15 protein-coding genes are annotated in these 15,962 nt (G+C 44.7%); 7 read left to right on the plus strand and 8 right to left on the minus strand.

What is annotated here, in order from left to right:
- The first annotated feature begins 167 nt into the window (after positions 1–167).
- The 6 genes from CUN85_RS09550 to CUN85_RS09575 all read left to right on the plus strand — a co-directional run bounded on the left by CUN85_RS09550 (position 168) and on the right by CUN85_RS09575 (position 7,403).
- Positions 168–2,537: a hydrophobe/amphiphile efflux-3 (HAE3) family transporter gene (locus CUN85_RS09550; RefSeq protein WP_394346221.1), complete on the plus strand. Its 2,370-nt coding sequence runs from the start codon at positions 168–170 to the stop codon at positions 2,535–2,537.
- Entirely contained in the window at positions 2,534–3,667 is a 1,134-nt protein-coding gene (locus CUN85_RS09555; protein WP_135390101.1) for a COG1361 S-layer family protein, read from the plus strand. The genes CUN85_RS09550 and CUN85_RS09555 overlap by 4 nt, the downstream gene beginning before the upstream one ends.
- A 2-nt stretch (positions 3,668–3,669) precedes the next feature.
- Complete coding sequence (locus CUN85_RS09560; protein WP_135390102.1) at positions 3,670–4,779, plus strand: COG1361 S-layer family protein; 1,110 nt, start codon at positions 3,670–3,672, stop codon at positions 4,777–4,779.
- 61 nt (positions 4,780–4,840) lie between these two features.
- Positions 4,841–5,638: a TrmB family transcriptional regulator gene (locus CUN85_RS09565; protein ID WP_135390103.1), complete on the plus strand. Its 798-nt coding sequence runs from the start codon at positions 4,841–4,843 to the stop codon at positions 5,636–5,638.
- Between the two features lie 156 nt (positions 5,639–5,794).
- Positions 5,795–6,478, plus strand: coding sequence for a DUF169 domain-containing protein (locus tag CUN85_RS09570; protein ID WP_135390104.1), 684 nt, complete (start codon positions 5,795–5,797; stop codon positions 6,476–6,478).
- Between the two features lie 226 nt (positions 6,479–6,704).
- Complete coding sequence (locus CUN85_RS09575; protein WP_135390105.1) at positions 6,705–7,403, plus strand: DUF169 domain-containing protein; 699 nt, start codon at positions 6,705–6,707, stop codon at positions 7,401–7,403.
- Between the two features lie 145 nt (positions 7,404–7,548).
- Here the strand turns inward: CUN85_RS09575 and CUN85_RS09580 are convergent, their stop codons facing one another.
- The 8 genes from CUN85_RS09580 to CUN85_RS09615 all read right to left on the minus strand — a co-directional run bounded on the left by CUN85_RS09580 (position 7,549) and on the right by CUN85_RS09615 (position 14,765).
- Entirely contained in the window at positions 7,549–7,983 is a 435-nt protein-coding gene (locus CUN85_RS09580; protein ID WP_135390106.1) for an N-acetyltransferase, read from the minus strand.
- A 127-nt stretch (positions 7,984–8,110) separates the two neighbouring features.
- The gene (gene cfbA / locus CUN85_RS09585; protein ID WP_135390107.1) at positions 8,111–8,506 is read right to left on the minus strand and encodes a sirohydrochlorin nickelochelatase; all 396 of its coding nucleotides are present in this window, start codon (positions 8,504–8,506) and stop codon (positions 8,111–8,113) included.
- 142 nt (positions 8,507–8,648) lie between these two features.
- On the minus strand, positions 8,649–9,470 hold the full coding sequence (gene fdhD, locus CUN85_RS09590; protein WP_135390108.1) for a formate dehydrogenase accessory sulfurtransferase FdhD: 822 nt from the start codon (positions 9,468–9,470) through the stop codon (positions 8,649–8,651).
- On the minus strand, positions 9,467–10,774 hold the full coding sequence (locus tag CUN85_RS09595) for a formylmethanofuran dehydrogenase subunit B (RefSeq protein ID WP_135390109.1): 1,308 nt from the start codon (positions 10,772–10,774) through the stop codon (positions 9,467–9,469). The genes fdhD and CUN85_RS09595 overlap by 4 nt, the downstream gene beginning before the upstream one ends.
- A 1-nt stretch (position 10,775) precedes the next feature.
- Positions 10,776–11,165: a molybdopterin dinucleotide binding domain-containing protein gene (locus CUN85_RS09600; protein WP_135390110.1), complete on the minus strand. Its 390-nt coding sequence runs from the start codon at positions 11,163–11,165 to the stop codon at positions 10,776–10,778.
- 10 nt (positions 11,166–11,175) lie between these two features.
- Positions 11,176–11,985: a formylmethanofuran dehydrogenase subunit C gene (locus tag CUN85_RS09605; protein WP_135390111.1), complete on the minus strand. Its 810-nt coding sequence runs from the start codon at positions 11,983–11,985 to the stop codon at positions 11,176–11,178.
- A gap of 4 nt (positions 11,986–11,989) precedes the next feature.
- Positions 11,990–13,744, minus strand: coding sequence for a formylmethanofuran dehydrogenase subunit A (locus CUN85_RS09610; RefSeq protein WP_135390112.1), 1,755 nt, complete (start codon positions 13,742–13,744; stop codon positions 11,990–11,992).
- Between the two features lies 1 nt (position 13,745).
- The gene (locus CUN85_RS09615; protein ID WP_135390113.1) at positions 13,746–14,765 is read right to left on the minus strand and encodes a 4Fe-4S binding protein; all 1,020 of its coding nucleotides are present in this window, start codon (positions 14,763–14,765) and stop codon (positions 13,746–13,748) included.
- 567 nt (positions 14,766–15,332) lie between these two features.
- Between CUN85_RS09615 and CUN85_RS09620 the strand changes: the two genes are divergently transcribed.
- Entirely contained in the window at positions 15,333–15,875 is a 543-nt protein-coding gene (locus tag CUN85_RS09620) for a hypothetical protein (RefSeq protein WP_135390114.1), read from the plus strand.
- Positions 15,876–15,962: the final 87 nt, after the last annotated feature.

Below are 15,962 nucleotides of genomic sequence, written 5' to 3' on the forward strand. Positions count from 1 at the left end.
AATACCTCTATGCTGCGGGAAATAAGATTTGTACCTCAAATAATTCCCTATTGATCCTACTATATTTTCACTTATTTTCGGTTTTTTTAAGGGTAAAACCTTTAAATAGCAACGTTACGATTAAAACAACCAAAAAGGAGTTTTATTATTCAAATCAATAATAAGGAGTGTCAATCATAAAAAACAATTTTGAGAAACTTGGAGTTTTTATTGAAGACAATTCCATACCCATCATAATTATTGCATTATTGTTGATGATCATCTCCTTCCAGGGTGCGTCTCTGATCGAAATGGCATCAGGCACGGATACTTTTGTAGACAAAGATTCGAAACTTTACCAGGATTTCGATCATCTGTATCTGAACCTGTTCAGTACAGAGTCCATTGTTGTGATGGTGGAGGGGGGTGATGTCTCCCAGTATGAAGTTTTAAAGGCGATGGACCGGCTCCAGCAATCCACACAGAACATCCCGAATGTGCTGGAGGTGACTTCTGCCTCGTCTGTGATCAAGGATGCAAACTACCGGGCAACAGGCAGAAGTGAGATTCCCCGTGATGCAGAAGTAATCGATGAAATCATCGGATCAAGCGTACCTCGGGTTTTCATTCCCGATAAAACCCATGCGGTAGTATCTGTGGTTTTTTCAGGGTCCGCCTCCGAAGCAATGCAGGAGGATATCCTGAGGGAAACCGAGAGATCTGTGGAACTGGCAGGTTTCCCGGCGGATTATACTATAATTGTGACAGGGAACCCTGCATTCAATATGGCGATGAATGATGAAATGATGTCAAGTATGAGTCTTTTACTCATGCTTTCCGTTATTTTGATGATTGTTATCCTGTACCTTGCGTTCCAACATGTACGCTGGAGATTGCTACCCTTACCTATTGTTCTACTTGGAATTATCTTCACATTCGGGGCCATGGGATATCTGAATATCCCGATGACCATGGTTTCAATGGCTGCTTTTCCTGTGCTCATCGGCCTTGGGATCGACTATGCCATCCAGTTCCACAATCGTATTGAAGAAGAACTTGCAAAGGGTGAATCTGCAGAAGAGGCGGTAGTGGAAACTATCAAGCATACGGGTCCGGCGGTGCTCATTGCACTGATAATTACCGCCCTTGGTTTCTTCTCTTTATTCACCTCATCCGTTCCCATGATACAGGACTTCGGGAAGCTTCTGATGATAGGTATAGTGATGTGCTTCCTCTCATCTCTGTTTGTCGGAGTGACAGTTATCTATAGCTTTCACAGGCTGGGTAAAACTAATATTATCAGGAAACTAAGACCCGGCTCTGCACCCAGAGGGAACAATTCCATTGATGCGGAAAAAGATTCTGGCCTGCTTGACAGGGTGATCGGAAAGATCGCTACTGTATCCATACATCATCCATTCATTATATTGACGGTCGCAAGCTTGCTTTGTGTCGGTGGTATCTATGTGGATACAATGGTTCCCATTAGCACCGACACTGAAACCTTTGTGCCGCAGGACATGCCGGGCCTGATTGATCTGCAACATATGGGTGATATCCTTGGTGGGAGCGACGAACTTAATATTATCATAAAGACCGCTGACAATGCTGATCCTGAACTGCTTAAGTGGATGGATGAGTTCTCCAGGCATGAAATAGAGGGCAGGGATCACATATATGGTTCAAGCAGTATAGTTGATGTCGTTAAGGATATGAACGGGGGTACTATCCCTGATAACAGGGCAGATGTAGAGGCACTTTATGCAGAGATGCCAGACACCACCAGGGACAGGTACATGCATGGTAATTCCATGACAATGCTCAATCTCAATATCGGCAATGCAATGGAGCAGCTTGGTCTGGAAGGTATTGAAGCCCTGGGGAATATAGTAGAGGAAGACATAATCTGGATGGCTCCCCCGCCGGGAACAAGTGCCACCATCACCGGAGGGTCTATGATTTTCGTTGCAGTTATATCGGCTCTGACGTCAGGAAGGACAATGATGACTCTTCTGGGTATCATGCTGGTCTTTTTCGGACTTCTTGTGATCTACCGTGACTATCTCAAGGCCCTGACACCAGTTATAACCATGATAATGGTGGTTGGCTGGTCAGGCGGAATCATGTACTATTCGGGAATGGAGTACACTCCGATGACCGCAACCCTCGGAGCCCTTATACTTGGTATTGGTTCGGAATATGCTGTACTAATGATGGAAAGGTACTTTGAGGAAAAAGACAGGGGTGCAACACCCGAAGAAGCGATGCAGGAAGCCAGTGTGAAGATCGGTAAGGCTATATTCACTTCGGGCCTGACAACAGTGTTCGGTTTTTCAGCACTTATAGCTTCACCTTTTGTCATTACGAGTAGCTTCGGTATAATAACTGTCATAGATGTAGTACTTGCCCTGGTGGCTACATTTGTTATATTCCCGGCCGTGATCGTGTTCCTGGACAAAAATCGCGAGAACAGGAAAAACAAAAAAAGATTAAAACAAAGAGCCGGGGCTTTTCCGATACGGTCCGATGAAAGAACTCAGGAGGTAAATGTTACATGAATGACCCAAGCAAAAAGATCAGCAATAAAAGCATATTTTTCACCTGCCTGTTGGTCTGTATCCTCATTGTATCTATGTTTGCCATGTGTTTGCCACAGGCAGCTGCAAAGGACTACATTCCTCTCAGTTATGAGTACACAGAGAACTACTACAAGACCTATGGAGAACCGACGCTTTCCGTATCGGTACTTGGTGATACGGAGTTCAACAGGGGCGAGACAGCCCGGATGGATGTAGTCCTGGCAAACAGGGGTGTTCTCTATGGTGTGAAGTCGATTAAGAGTGTGGGTGATTCGGAAAGCCAGCACCAGCTTTCTCAGGCAGAACTGGAATATGAGGCCCGGAGGACCACAGCATACGGAGTAAAGGCTACTCTGATATCAGGTACGGACCTCATTGAAGTGGACCCGGCAACCAATAGTCATACACTGGATAAGATAGTTCCCGGGCAGTTGCCGGATAATCCCCTGGCATTCACATTGACTATATCGAATAATGCTCCTGCAGGTACTTATATTCTGGAACTGCCCGTGGTATACGAATACCAGAGTGATGTCAGGATGACTACCGGAAAAGTTGTCCAGCTAGGGCTGTCTACTGACCATGCTACCTATTACACAACAGCTAACATCACAATGCAGATACCTGTTATTGTTAAACCTGAACCTGAATTTCAGGTTAGTGATGTATCCGGTGAACTGACGGCTGGTCAGAGTGGAACTATCAATGTAACATATACGAATACCGGAGAGCTCCCTGCAAAGGATGCAGTGGCAAGGATAGTTGTTATGAAACCACTGAGCTCGGAAGGTTCCCTGAGGAGCCTGGGGACTCTCAAGCCCGGCGAGAGCAGAACTGTCTCCTTTGATATCAGCGCTGAAAACAGTGCAGTGGAAAAGACTTACGGTATCGACAGTGAGATCAGGTATGTCGACGAGAACGAGGAGAAAGCCTTTTCGGATAACATGAAGGTCAACGTAGACCTTAGAACACCTGTTAGACAATTCAATATTACGGGCCTTGCCCTTGCTGGCCTTGCGGTCATGGGGCTGGTGTTGATCATCAAGAACATAAGAAAAAATGTAAGGAATAGTGGCAATAACAAACGCAAGAACAATGAAGAGGAATAGATATGATTAAAATCGAAAACATACTAAGGTCAGTTCCGGTTGTCCTGATGGTCTTCCTGGTGTTGTTCTCTTCACAGGCATACGCGCAGGAAATGACAACAGTGAGCCTGGAACTCCCTGATTTCTTCAATTTTGACGAGAACTACTATACAGTTTACGGTGGTCCGGATGTTAGCGCCACACTCATCGGGGATAATGAATTTTCCCGAAGTGATGAGGTGACACTTAGCATCAATCTCATGAACAAAGGTGTTATCACCGGTTTCAAATCAGAGGACAAGGCACCTTTCGGTTCAGATCTGGAACATAAGCTACAAAGATCAGAAATGGGTTATGAAGCACAACGGACCACTGCAATTGGTATTGTTGCAATGCTGAATTCAAGCAGCCCTTATATCAGGGTAAAATCTGGTCCTCAGGAAGCAGGCTCTCTTTCCAGTGGCCAGCAACTGGATAATCCTGTGAGGTTCAACATAGAGGTATCAAAGAATGCCCCGGCAGGGGAGTATCCTCTTGATCTGCTGCTGCAATATGGCTACCAGGAGAATGTACAGGTGAGTGGTGATCATGAGACTGATCTCGGTATTACAAACATGGAGGTGGGATTATGGTATGCTGTTGGCCAGCAGGTACAGCCGATCTCTGTTGTTGTTAAAGAGAAGGCCGAATTTGAGGTCGTGAATATAACAGGTGAACTCGAGGCCGGTAAGGAAGGACTATTGCGTGTCACTTACAAGAACGTCGGTGAAGAGCCCATAAGCGATGCCACCGTCAGGATAAGTGCTGATGACCCTTTCAGCACCACGGATGACCAGTCATTCATTGGCTCAATCGCACCCGGGAAGACCACGGATGCGGTATTCAGATTGAAGGTCGATGAGAGTGCTGTGTCTAAGGCATACGCCATTAACAGTGAGATCAAGTATGAGGACAGTGACGGGCACAGCCAGATATCGGATACGATCAAGATTCGGGTAGAAACCCTTCCAGCGGGCGCTTCAGGTTCCGGTTTGACAAATATCGCTGTTGTCGGTGCGGTTATTCTTGTTATTCTGGGACTTGTTTATGTATTCAGCAGGAAATTGCTTAATGGCAGGGGAGGAGATAAGTGATATCCTCTCCGGATTTTCTTCATAATGCCACTACATTGTATTTGGGGTGGTCAGCATAACAATGCTTCTGGAATCTCTCCAGAACATCGGTCTGACCTCTTATGAAGCCAGGGTATTCGTTGCGCTGGTGAAGAACGAGGCTGCAACAGTATCTACTCTGAGCAGTGATTCAGGGGTTCCGAGTTCAGCTATATACGGAGCATTGAGAAAACTTGAAAAAAAAGGGATAATTGAGGTCCAGAAAACTAGGCCGGCTTGCTATAAGTGCATTCCTCCCGAAGCTGCTGTTAATAAACTCCAGCGCAGTTTTGCAGAAGAATGTGACAACATCCTCCTGGAACTGGACCGCATATACCGCATCTCTGCCCAAGAGGAAGTTGAAGAAGCTATCTGGACGATTAGTGGTGTAAGAAATGTTATGGACAAGATCATCCAGTTGATGGGTAATGCACAGGAGGAGATTCTTGTCCTGAGCTCTTCCATGCCATTCAGTATGCTTGCTGAGAAATACTCCCCACTGAAAAAGGATTATGAGGCTATCATACATCTTTTTAATAAAAAGACATGTGAAGGTATTAAAGTCCGATTTGTCAGTTCCACTGAGAATGAAGCCTGTAATCTCTCAAAGAATATACCTCTTGCCTCTATACGGGTGAAAACTAGACTGGACCTCTCCTGTAAACTGAAAAGTTTTGTCATAATGGTCGATAATTCGGAGATACTGGTCTACGTGATTACGCAGGAGAAGGAAAATATGGATCTTAAGGCCATATGGACCAACGGGAAGGAATTCTCCTCAACCCTGTCTCATCTTCTGAATGCAGAATGGGAACTTTCCAAAGCATATGAGCACAGGTGATTCTTCGGTTCTATCTGCCCGATTTGAAGGTAGTATGTGCATGGCAGAAGTTCGTTAAACTTTATCATGCTGAAAAGCCTTATATATTTCAGTTGTGTATGAATCATACAAACCCGTAAACAACATTAGATATTGCAATTCATTAGGAGCTTAATTATGGAAATCGAGGAAATTAACAAACTTGGTAAAGAACTGATGGACATTCTGGATCTGGAAACATCACCTGTAGCAGTAGGTCTTGTTAATGATGAAAAGGACATTCCTGAAGGTATACAAAAGATTGGGGAAGCCACAAGACACTGTCAGATGATCGACAATGTGAGGCGGACGGGCTCACAGTTCTATACGACAGCAGGTGACCATCAGTGTAAGGGGGGTGCTGCGGTCATGGGTCTCGGGGAAATGAGCGAAAAATTGAAGAGCGGGGAATTGTACTTCAATCTCAACCACTTCGGTAGTCTTGAGGCTGCAAAAAGTACTATGGAAAATATTCCTCATGTTGATTCCTATTCTGTAAAAGCGATATTATATGCTCCTCTGGAGAAGGCGAACTTCGTACCTGATGTTGTTGTTATCGTCACTCCTCCAAGGAAGGTAATGCAACTTTCGCAGGCTGTGCTTCACACCAAAGGTGGAAGGATTAACTCGAGTTTTGCAGGTAAACAAAGCCTTTGCGGCGATGGTGTTGCACTGCCTTACCTGAGTGGTGAGGCCGGGGTCACCATAGGTTGCAGTGGAAGCCGAAAATACACGCAGATAGAGGACGAGGAAATGATTATTAGCGTTCCGGTCGATAAGCTACAAGATATGGTGAGTGCTGCTAAAGCAATGTTCAATTGAAACTGAAACAGGATATAACATTTATTTTCCATAAGCAGGGTTCGACCTTGCTTTACTTCTTTCTGTTTAAGGTTGCGGGATACTTTCCACTTATCTCAGAATCAGTTATACTGTATTTTTGATCTGTATTTCTCGAATGTTTGTTCGTCCAATATTTCTTGCATTCAGAAAGATTGATAAATGTAAGGAATAAATCTACAATATAGACTTATAAGGGAGCATATAAATGGGAAATGCGGAAATATCTGATAAGCTTATTAAATTGCTTGATCTTAAATATGAACCTGTAGCTGTCAAGATCATCAGGACGGGAGAAAAGATTCCTGAAGGATTCCGGGAGCCAGTGTCCAACATAAGGCACTGCCAGTCTATCATGAGGGCAAGGAAAGGTGAATCGTTTGTGATTCCTGCTGACAAACATGCATGTGTGGTGGGTGCATCGAGCCTGGGCATGATAGTGACTCCCGGGAAGGTAAGAACAGGGGATTTCCATGCAAATATAGGTATGTTCGAATGTGCCGATGCAGCTGCAAATATGATAAAGCAGCGTTCTGAGTTAGAAGAAGGCAGTGCTATCGCAACGGTTGTAGGTTCTCTTAAGGATTTCAGTTTCAAACCAGATGTGGTGGTTCTGGTGGACCTCCCTGAAACCTTATACTGGCTGGTTCCCGCAGCTACTTTTTTCGAGGGAGGTCGGCAGGCTTTCAATACGGCAGCCTTCCAGGCTACATGTGTTGATTCCACGATAATCCCTTTGCTAACGGGTAAAATGAACATGAGTCTGGGCTGTTTCGGATGTCGCAGGTCTACTGATATCAGGAATGAAGAGATGATCGCAGGTATTCCCTATGCAAACCTGGAGAAAATGCTGGAGGCACTGGAGAAGATACATGAAGGTCCCATGCAGAAAGCAAGGGCGAAATGACCTTCATTTTTGATGTAGAATTGCATTTTCGGATATTTTAGATGTAAGTGAAGTGACAGGATATGGCCTCTGTAAAGGTTTAGTTTAATGGAAGTCTCAAGTCAGTTATTTCAACTCTCTCATGGATATGTTTTTCAGAGGGTAATTATGCCTCTATTTTCCATGACATAATATATTCCCAAAAACCGGAATCTTCATTGAGTTGCTTTTTTCTGATTATAAATCCACATTTTTTGTAAAAATTAATTGCTTGTATATTTTTCGTATAAACACTCAATTCTAAGCCACTGTATAAGTATTTACAATGATCCAGCAGTTTTTTGCCAATGCCCTGTCCTTGGTATTCTTCTGAAACGAATAATGCACCAATAAATGAATTGTCTATGACACTTATGAATGCTTTGATCATGCCGTCTTCTTTGTAAACAAATGTTGTAGAAACCGGAAGGTATTGCTCCTTGACAACGCTATAATTTCTAATCCAGTAATGTTCTGGTATGAATTGATGTGCAGTAATATTTACCTTTAACCAGATATCCATAACAGTTTCAGTTTCGGGAATATCCAGGTTTTTGATCATAGTCTCTCTTAAATGAACTGACTATGCAAATTTTCTGTAGAAAATCTATGCCCTGAAAAACAATGAGGCAAGCTTATGCAGACGTTAAAAAAAGTTGTTGTAATTATTACAACAAAGATGAATAACTTCAGAGAACTTCCTGTGCTCTCTTGAAAATAAGTTCTGCAATGAGCTTGTCGCTTCCAAGAGGTTTTGCGTAGACGATCTTGACCTTCTGTCCGTCAAATTCGATTTCACCTTCGTTTGTCTCAGGATCAAGTTTGAGAATCTCTGGGATATCTTTTGTGATGTGAATGCCGGATGCAAGGAAGACAGGTGCAGCAGCTATTGTTGTTACTCCTGTGCCTTCAAAGGACTGAAGTGCTTCTTCAACTGTAGGCTCGCTGTTCTCCATAAAGCCTGCCTTTACGATGTACTCAGGATGGTTCCCTGAGATCATATTTGCGATCTCAGTTACAACCTGGTTGTTGTAAGGTAATCTACTACCGTGCCCAATAGCTAAAATTCCGATTTTTTCGCTCATGATATATCCTTCTTTTTAAATGCTAGTATTATTCTTAATCATAAATGTGTTACTTAACGAGGGTTTAGTATGGGATTATATGATATAATGTTTTTGATTTCAGTGTTAACTGTGGCTGTTATTTTAGTATGCTTCATGAAGGTCAGATTATCTGCTCTTCCCCTGAGTATACATACAGGTTTCTTTCCCTCACAAAAGCCGCCAGAGTTATGCCGGCTTCGCGTGCGAGCTCCACAGCCTCGCGCACGGTGGCTCCCTTACTCGCAACAAGGGGGAAACCTGCGTTAACTGCTTTTGATACCATCGTGGAGGCAAGCCGACCTGTGGTTACCAGGGCGCATCTGGAAAGATTTGTTTTATTGAGCAGGGCCTTGCCAACGGCCTTGTCTACAGAACATGCCCTCCCCACATCCTCGCAAAAGCAGAGTACTTTTCCCTGGTCGTTGCAGACAATAGATGTATGGGTTCCTCCGGTCCTGTGCCAGACCCTTCCTACTTCTTTTAACTGGCCTACTGCACGGATGATTGCATCAGTGGTAAAATATGTACCGGAATCAATATGTTTGACAACATCCTTGCGGTATGATGTGGTTCCGCATCTCTCAAGGTGTGTCAGTTCTTCCAGTTCAGGAGTATTGATCTCAATCTCACATGAAATAGATCTGTCTTCTATACTGACGGAATCTATTTTAGTATGAGGTTCTATGAATCCCTCACAAACGAGAAATCCCAGAGCAAGCTCTTCGAGTTCTTTCGGACTTGCAAAAAAAGTGGTTACATGAACGTTGTTTACGAAAAGATCAAACCTTTTCTCCAGAATGACGTCCACATTGATGTGTTGTTTGTTGTTACCAGTGATCTCTAGGCACTCCATTGGTGCATAAAAGGGAGAGGAAATATTTTCCTCATCCTTTCGGAAGACCTCGGTCTTCCTGTTCCTCTCTGAGTACCGTTTCTCACTCATGCTTCCTTTTTGGCCTTTATCTTTTCAAAGAGCATCTTGAGGGTTTCTTCGTTGCTCTTTGTCTCGGAAAAAGGAGAGTCTGTGAACGGTTCGAAGTGTATCGGCACGTTATCGAGCCTGTAGAAGGTACCGTCACATTCCATTGCATCTATAACACCTGGCAGTACAACATCCGATGCGGTTGTTGTAGGACATGGTGCGATATCGACACAGACCATTGGGATCTCGGCGAGATACTTTGCACAGTCTGCAGGTATGTGGTTTACAAGATCTGCTGACATGACAAATGCTGCATCGACATCCTTCTCCCTGAGCAGGTCCACGGTCGTGGTCTCTCCGGGGTTGTACCTTGGGTATCCCTTCATGAAGTCAACACCGAACGGGTAACCATAGAGGTAGGATGCAAGCTGGTTGAATCCCGCCACATTACAGTGACCTCTGAGCGCACCGATGTTACACTTTGTATAGTTGTTCATTTCCTTCACAAAGTTCAGTGCAATCTCTATATTTCTATGCTTTCCGTATGAGGATGAGACTCCAAGACCTACGTAGATAGCAACGAAGTTTGATTCTTTCATCATCTCAACGGTCTGTTTCATGACGGAAAGAGGTATTCCTGTGATATCTTCAACGGATGGATGTGGTTCCTTGCCGTTAAGGATGGTGAACAGAGCACTGAGCAGTTCGTAGTCGGTGTTCGGGTTGAGCTGCATATGCAGATCGGATGCTGTGGCTGTCGGGGTTACTCTGGGATCCACAGTAACGAGTTTCCTGTCAAATCTTCCTCTCTTTGTCCAGTAACCTCTCGGGAAAACACCGTACTTTGACATGTGCCTTGGCATGGATTCCAGTGCATTGACACCCCAATAGACTATCATGTCAGCCCTGTTCTTTGCCTGACCGGCTGTAGCTCCTACCATGCCGGATTCCTGTATTCCCATAACGGTTGGTCCGTGGCAGATAGTTGCATTGGAGTCTGCTACACCGCCAAGGTATTCAGCAATATGCATCCCTACTTCCTGGGCTTCGCATGATGTCTCACTTCCAAGGAAGAAGAGTGGACGCTTTGCATTGACCAGGATCTCTGCTGCTCTATCAAGGGATTCTTCCCAACTGACATCTTTGACCTTGCCGTTCTCTCGGATCGTGGGTTTTAAGATCCTGTGATGGCTCACGATTTCCTGGAATTTGGCGTTACCCATTTTACATGCGTTCTGAACGTCTATTGAACCTTCTTTGAGTTCAACCTGAATATCATCACATGAACCTCCGCAGACAGGGCAGATAATGTTCTTGTAGACCATTTTATTCACCTCCCATATACAGCTTCAGGACTATTTCCTCGGCGCTGAGGACCTCTTCATTGGTAGGTTCAACAGTAACGGGGCTTCCTTTATAACGTGGTGAACCCGTGGAGAAAGTGTCTGGCTCGACAACCACATTGGCCCATATCGACCTTGGTATGAATACGTGACCGGACATCATTGCTTCAGTAACCTTCGGGTAAACTGCAACCATGTGCTTTCCATCTCTGGATATTACAGCAACTTTCTCGGGGCATCCGAGAATTGCATAGTCCTCTGCACACATCCAGCAGACAGCACATTCTTTTGTGTATTCTTCGGAGTACTTGTTACCACCTTTGGCGAGTTTGCCTTCGTTGATAGTACTTCCTGTATTGAGTAATGCTTGCATGAATATCACCTCAAAGACACTCATTATTCGTACAGGAAACATACAGTGTGCCTTTTCCCTTCTGTGGGATGGCGTAGTCTCCTGTGAATTTCTTGTATTCGCCAAAACACTCGATGTCATTGAACTTGAGATCTGACTCAACTTCTGCCAGTTCGAAGCCCGGAGTGAATCTCTCAATGGTACCTCCGACAACGATAGTGCCGCCTGTCATCTCTGCTCCAACTGCTCTGGTAGCGTTTCCTTTTACAACGATAAGACCGCCATTTATACGGATCCCGCAGAAGTGCTTGACATTGCCGCCAATAATGATCTCTCCTCCGCTGATACCGCCACCAACCTGGTTGATGGCATCACCGTCAATGACTATGCGTCCACCGGTCATACCATTCCAGCTGCCTCTGTATGCGGAACCAACGTGATCCTTTGTATTTCCTTTAATATGAAGCAGGCCGCCCTTCATTTCCATTCCTGGCCAGGAATCGGTATCGCCTTCAACAATGATCTCTCCGCCTTTCATATCTGCACCTACATGCATGCCAGTCGAGCCTTTGACGAGGATCCTTCCGGCGGTCATACCTTCACCTATACGCTTGACCCGTGTGACATCGCCGTCTATGATAATGCTGGTTTTTTCTGCAGAAGCCGCACCATCTCCCTTTACTTCAAAATAGTTAGAGAGAGGGTATTCCTGCGGTCCCTGCCAGACAAGCAGCTGCCCGATCTCCTGGGCATTCTTACCGGCAAAGTTGTCAGGTGTGATAACTTCACCTTCAACTGTCAGATTGAAGTTACCTGTTGGTTTAAGAATTACTTCTGCCATGTAATTACACCTCTGCGTCTATCTTGATGGGAGTCGGGTTTGCAAGGTACTTATCCGGTGTCGGGTAGTTGTTGAAACCGATAGTATAGTACTTGAACCAGTTCTTGACATCATCAAGCATGTTCTTCTCATCGTCTGCACTGGTTGATATGTCAGTGTAGTATGTCTTCTTTTCAGGTATTGCAACTATCTCACCCTTCTGAGAAACTACCTGACCTTCTTTGATGGTGTAGGCGGCGTTCTCAAAGCCTCTTATGATACTCTCATAATCGCTTACCTCGAGTTTTGTAGGATCGATGTCATATATTGCTACATCTCCGTCCGCGCCTATGCCAAGGGTGCCTTTGCTGTGTGACATACCAATGGTCCTTGCAGAGTTTGCACGGGTTATGGTGGCTATGTCATAGAGTGACATCTCCCTTGCCTCGGCACTCAGGTCGGTCCTGTCCTGTGCCCACTTGTGGCATTCGTTGAAGGTATCCTGTCTTGCCTTATTTGACATAAGCCAGGCAATTACCTGCGGGTACTTTATGAATGGTCCGCCATTGGGGCTATCTGTTGTCATAATAACCTTCCAGGGGTCGTCCACGTAGAGCAATACCTCAAGACCCATTGCCCACTGTACACTGTGTACAGGATTGTTCTTCAGGTATGTGAAAGGCAATACTCCTGAACCACATTCACACTCTACATCGGTGTTGGACCATTTGTGTCCGGTCAGTACATAGAGGTCGTGGATCGCAGGACCGTCACCGGTCATTACTGTTGCGTCACCGAACGGGACACACCCACTGTCCATTACAACATGCTCATGGTTGTTCACATAGTCGGTGATTCCTTTTACTCCGGACTCGAAGTCTCTCCAGGATGTTCCGCCGAATGCATTGAACTGGCAGTGTGTAAGGTAAACGGATTCATGTCTTTTCGGGTTGACCTTTGTCTCAGCCCATTCGACACTTGTATTTGGCCTTGCCTTGACGGGCTTTGGTATTTTGAGCGAGTCCCTTGTGATCTCCCAGCAACCCGGATGTCCCAGATTGTTTGCGTGCAGGTGCACCGGCATCGGGAATCCAAGCATCTCGTTGATCTCGGTGAGTCCTTTGATGATATCTTCAGGAGTGACCTCGAAATGAATGTTCGCCTGGTCAAGGGCACTTACATTCTCTCCCCATCCCCAGTTCTCTACACCGGCAGGGTTCACACATTTTATTCCGTAGGTCTTGTGTGTCTTCATCATCCAGGCAACGTATGCTGCAGCCTTTTCCATATCTCCTTCCTTGAGATATCTCATAAGGAACCAGTTATTTCCAAGAACCAGGTATCCACCCATGTCCAGCATTGGAGTCGAGCGCATTTCCTCGTGTGTGTGGCGGGCTTCCATTGGTGGGACTGCTGCCTCAAAGACAGTTGTGTATCCCATTTTGGAATACTCATATCCTCCAAGGTATACTGAAGGCACACTATATCCACATCCGGAATGCGTGATCGGTGTTTTCTTCTGGTAGAATTTATAGTGGTCCTCCGGCCTCATCATCCTGCCGACGTTTACCTTTGCTCCTGCAACGTGTGAATGTGAGTCCACACCACCGGGCATTACGGTCTTGCCGCTCGCATCGATCTCCTTGGCATCTTTCAGTTCTGAAGCGGAAAGTTCAGTAACAACTTTTCCGTTCCTGATGAAGATATCCATCTTGTCCCCATTGATCTCGTTGAGGGGGTCGAAAACATGTCCATTTTTAATTGCTATAGTTCCAGCCATTTTATAACTCCCTTTTCTTAAGTTTTATAGCATCTACAGGGCATATCATGGCACAAGCTCCGTCTGATCCGCATATACTCTGATCAACAACCTTAACCGTACCGTTCCTCACTTCAAGGAGTTTCTTACCGTCGACCTCATTGAGGTAACCGGCTCCGACTTCCCCGTCGCTTGCGTTCACAGGACATACTATGACACAATTTCCACATCCGAGGCATGCTTCCTCGTCGGTCTCCAGTACGGATGTGAGTGTTGGTCTTGGCATTTCCACGTTAAGCAGCTTCTTCTCAAGGAGCCCCTTCTTTTCAACATCAGGTACAATAGCTGTCTTGGTAACTGTTATTGCATCTACAGGGCAGCACATATCGCAGGCGCCACAGTATATACATGCATCAGGGCGTTGTGCAACCTTGTCCACTCTCTGACCCGCTTCCCAGTCGGGGTTGAAAAGTGCATTACATGGGCAGGTATCCACGCATGTTCTGCATGCGGTACAGGTATCCTCGTCCCTGTGCCATGTACCCTGGAATGGTTTTTCCACAGCAATAGCATCAACAGGGCATACTTCCATACACCATCCACAGTGAATACAGCATTCCTGGTCTATTATCGTTTCACCATCAACACTTGCGCTTCCATCATCCGAAAGCCACTGTTTGACCTCTATGCAGCCCTGCGGACATATTTGCTCACAGAGTCCACAATGCACACAGTTGTCGCTGACAGTTGTATCTTTAAGAGCAACGCTGATGTAGCTGTTGTCATTTACAGACTTTCCGGCCTGTCTCAGTTCAAGTGCGCCAGTCGGGCATGTCTTAGCACAGATCCCGCATAAAATGCAGAGTTCTTCCTGATTTTCTAGAAAATCCTTGTCTATAAGTCCTCTTGCAACGGCTCCTACTGAACCGATAACTAAAGAATCTTTAGGACATGCCGTGGTGCACGTTCCACAACCAATACATTTCTCAGGGATATATATCAGTTGCTTATCGTCTTTTACTCCAAACACTACTTCGTTCATCTGATCTCTCCGTAATCCTGCCTGTAACTCCAAATGCTTCTTCAGGTCGTTGCTGTTGACGGATACGTTATGCAAGCACTTAGGCAAAACTCCACCTTATAAGCGATCCGTAGAACGTTCCATTATTGAGCATTTTTTCTTTTCTTTGTGGCATGAATACGCCTTTTAAGGTAAACTCGATTATGCCGAATGTAAGAATCATCAAGTTAACCACAAATTCAATTCTAAATTATCGCGTCACTGATTTTGTTTCTCTTGAATTGTATTTCTTAGAGAATTGTAATTATAGTAACGCGTATTTGTTATAAAAGTATCGTTTATATCTGCTACTGTTCTATAACTTTTTCACGGGGAATTTGCAATGAATGTTTGTGTTCTGCCGGAACAGGGATCATTCGCTGATTATATATACTACCTGAACCCCCATTTCCTATTGGGAAATATATAGATGGATACAAAACCGAAACATTCCCGTATGCAGAATATTCTTTTTGCTGTCACTGGGCTCTTCTTTGGGGGCTCTTCTACCCGGGGACCTGCCCGAATACGGGATAAGGAGCAATGTATATGTCATTGATGAGTATAATCGGTTGTGAGATATTTGCAAAGGAAATATCACAATTGCTTGGAAAAGATCGGGATATAGAATGCCTTATTGTAATAAACGAAAAAAAATCGGATGTTGCAAAAGAATTTGATGAACTTGGGACTGCATATCAAAAATTATCGCCTGATATGTTGCCCCTGGGTCTGAAACAAAAAAAAGGATTCAATGTTATAGTGGATCTGCAAAGTGTTTCGCTGCATAATGACCAGTCAAAGGTGAAAAAAGAGACATATGAGAAAATCAAGTTCTATGGTAAAGTTTCCAGCGGTGTACTTCTCCTGTATGATATTGGAAATGATACTTTTGCAGATGTTTATTCTGATTTTAAAAGGTCGCGCTTCCACATGATGACCCTGGGCGATACTGCGGGCAAAAACTCGGAGAAGGTGGAAGGCATAGGTTTTTGTATAGGTAACAGGACTGGTGGAGAAATTCCGGACCCTCTTATTCTTGAAGCATACGAAAGTTCTTATGTTCAGCTCAAGGAAAAACTTGTGATATAAAACTAGCAAACCACGCTATATGCTATATAAAATTATAAGATAGGATATTGAGGTCTTGTGATATACAAAACTGTCAGGTATTGTTAA

Source organism: Methanolobus halotolerans (assembly GCF_004745425.1).
Classification (GTDB): domain Archaea; phylum Halobacteriota; class Methanosarcinia; order Methanosarcinales; family Methanosarcinaceae; genus Methanolobus; species Methanolobus halotolerans.

Coding starts and splice junctions, on each gene's coding strand:
- CUN85_RS09555 (WP_135390101.1), top strand. CDS start 2,534: ATGAATGACCCAAGCAAAAAGATCAGCAATAAAAGCATATTTTTCACC.
- CUN85_RS09560 (WP_135390102.1), top strand. CDS start 3,670: ATGATTAAAATCGAAAACATACTAAGGTCAGTTCCGGTTGTCCTGATG.
- CUN85_RS09565 (WP_135390103.1), top strand. CDS start 4,841: ATGCTTCTGGAATCTCTCCAGAACATCGGTCTGACCTCTTATGAAGCC.
- CUN85_RS09570 (WP_135390104.1), top strand. CDS start 5,795: ATGGAAATCGAGGAAATTAACAAACTTGGTAAAGAACTGATGGACATT.
- CUN85_RS09575 (WP_135390105.1), top strand. CDS start 6,705: ATGGGAAATGCGGAAATATCTGATAAGCTTATTAAATTGCTTGATCTT.
- CUN85_RS09580 (WP_135390106.1), bottom strand. CDS start 7,983: ATGATCAAAAACCTGGATATTCCCGAAACTGAAACTGTTATGGATATC.
- cfbA (WP_135390107.1), bottom strand. CDS start 8,506: ATGAGCGAAAAAATCGGAATTTTAGCTATTGGGCACGGTAGTAGATTA.
- fdhD (WP_135390108.1), bottom strand. CDS start 9,470: ATGAGTGAGAAACGGTACTCAGAGAGGAACAGGAAGACCGAGGTCTTC.
- CUN85_RS09595 (WP_135390109.1), bottom strand. CDS start 10,774: ATGGTCTACAAGAACATTATCTGCCCTGTCTGCGGAGGTTCATGTGAT.
- CUN85_RS09600 (WP_135390110.1), bottom strand. CDS start 11,165: ATGCAAGCATTACTCAATACAGGAAGTACTATCAACGAAGGCAAACTC.
- CUN85_RS09605 (WP_135390111.1), bottom strand. CDS start 11,985: ATGGCAGAAGTAATTCTTAAACCAACAGGTAACTTCAATCTGACAGTT.
- CUN85_RS09610 (WP_135390112.1), bottom strand. CDS start 13,744: ATGGCTGGAACTATAGCAATTAAAAATGGACATGTTTTCGACCCCCTC.
- CUN85_RS09615 (WP_135390113.1), bottom strand. CDS start 14,765: ATGAACGAAGTAGTGTTTGGAGTAAAAGACGATAAGCAACTGATATAT.
- CUN85_RS09620 (WP_135390114.1), top strand. CDS start 15,333: ATGTCATTGATGAGTATAATCGGTTGTGAGATATTTGCAAAGGAAATA.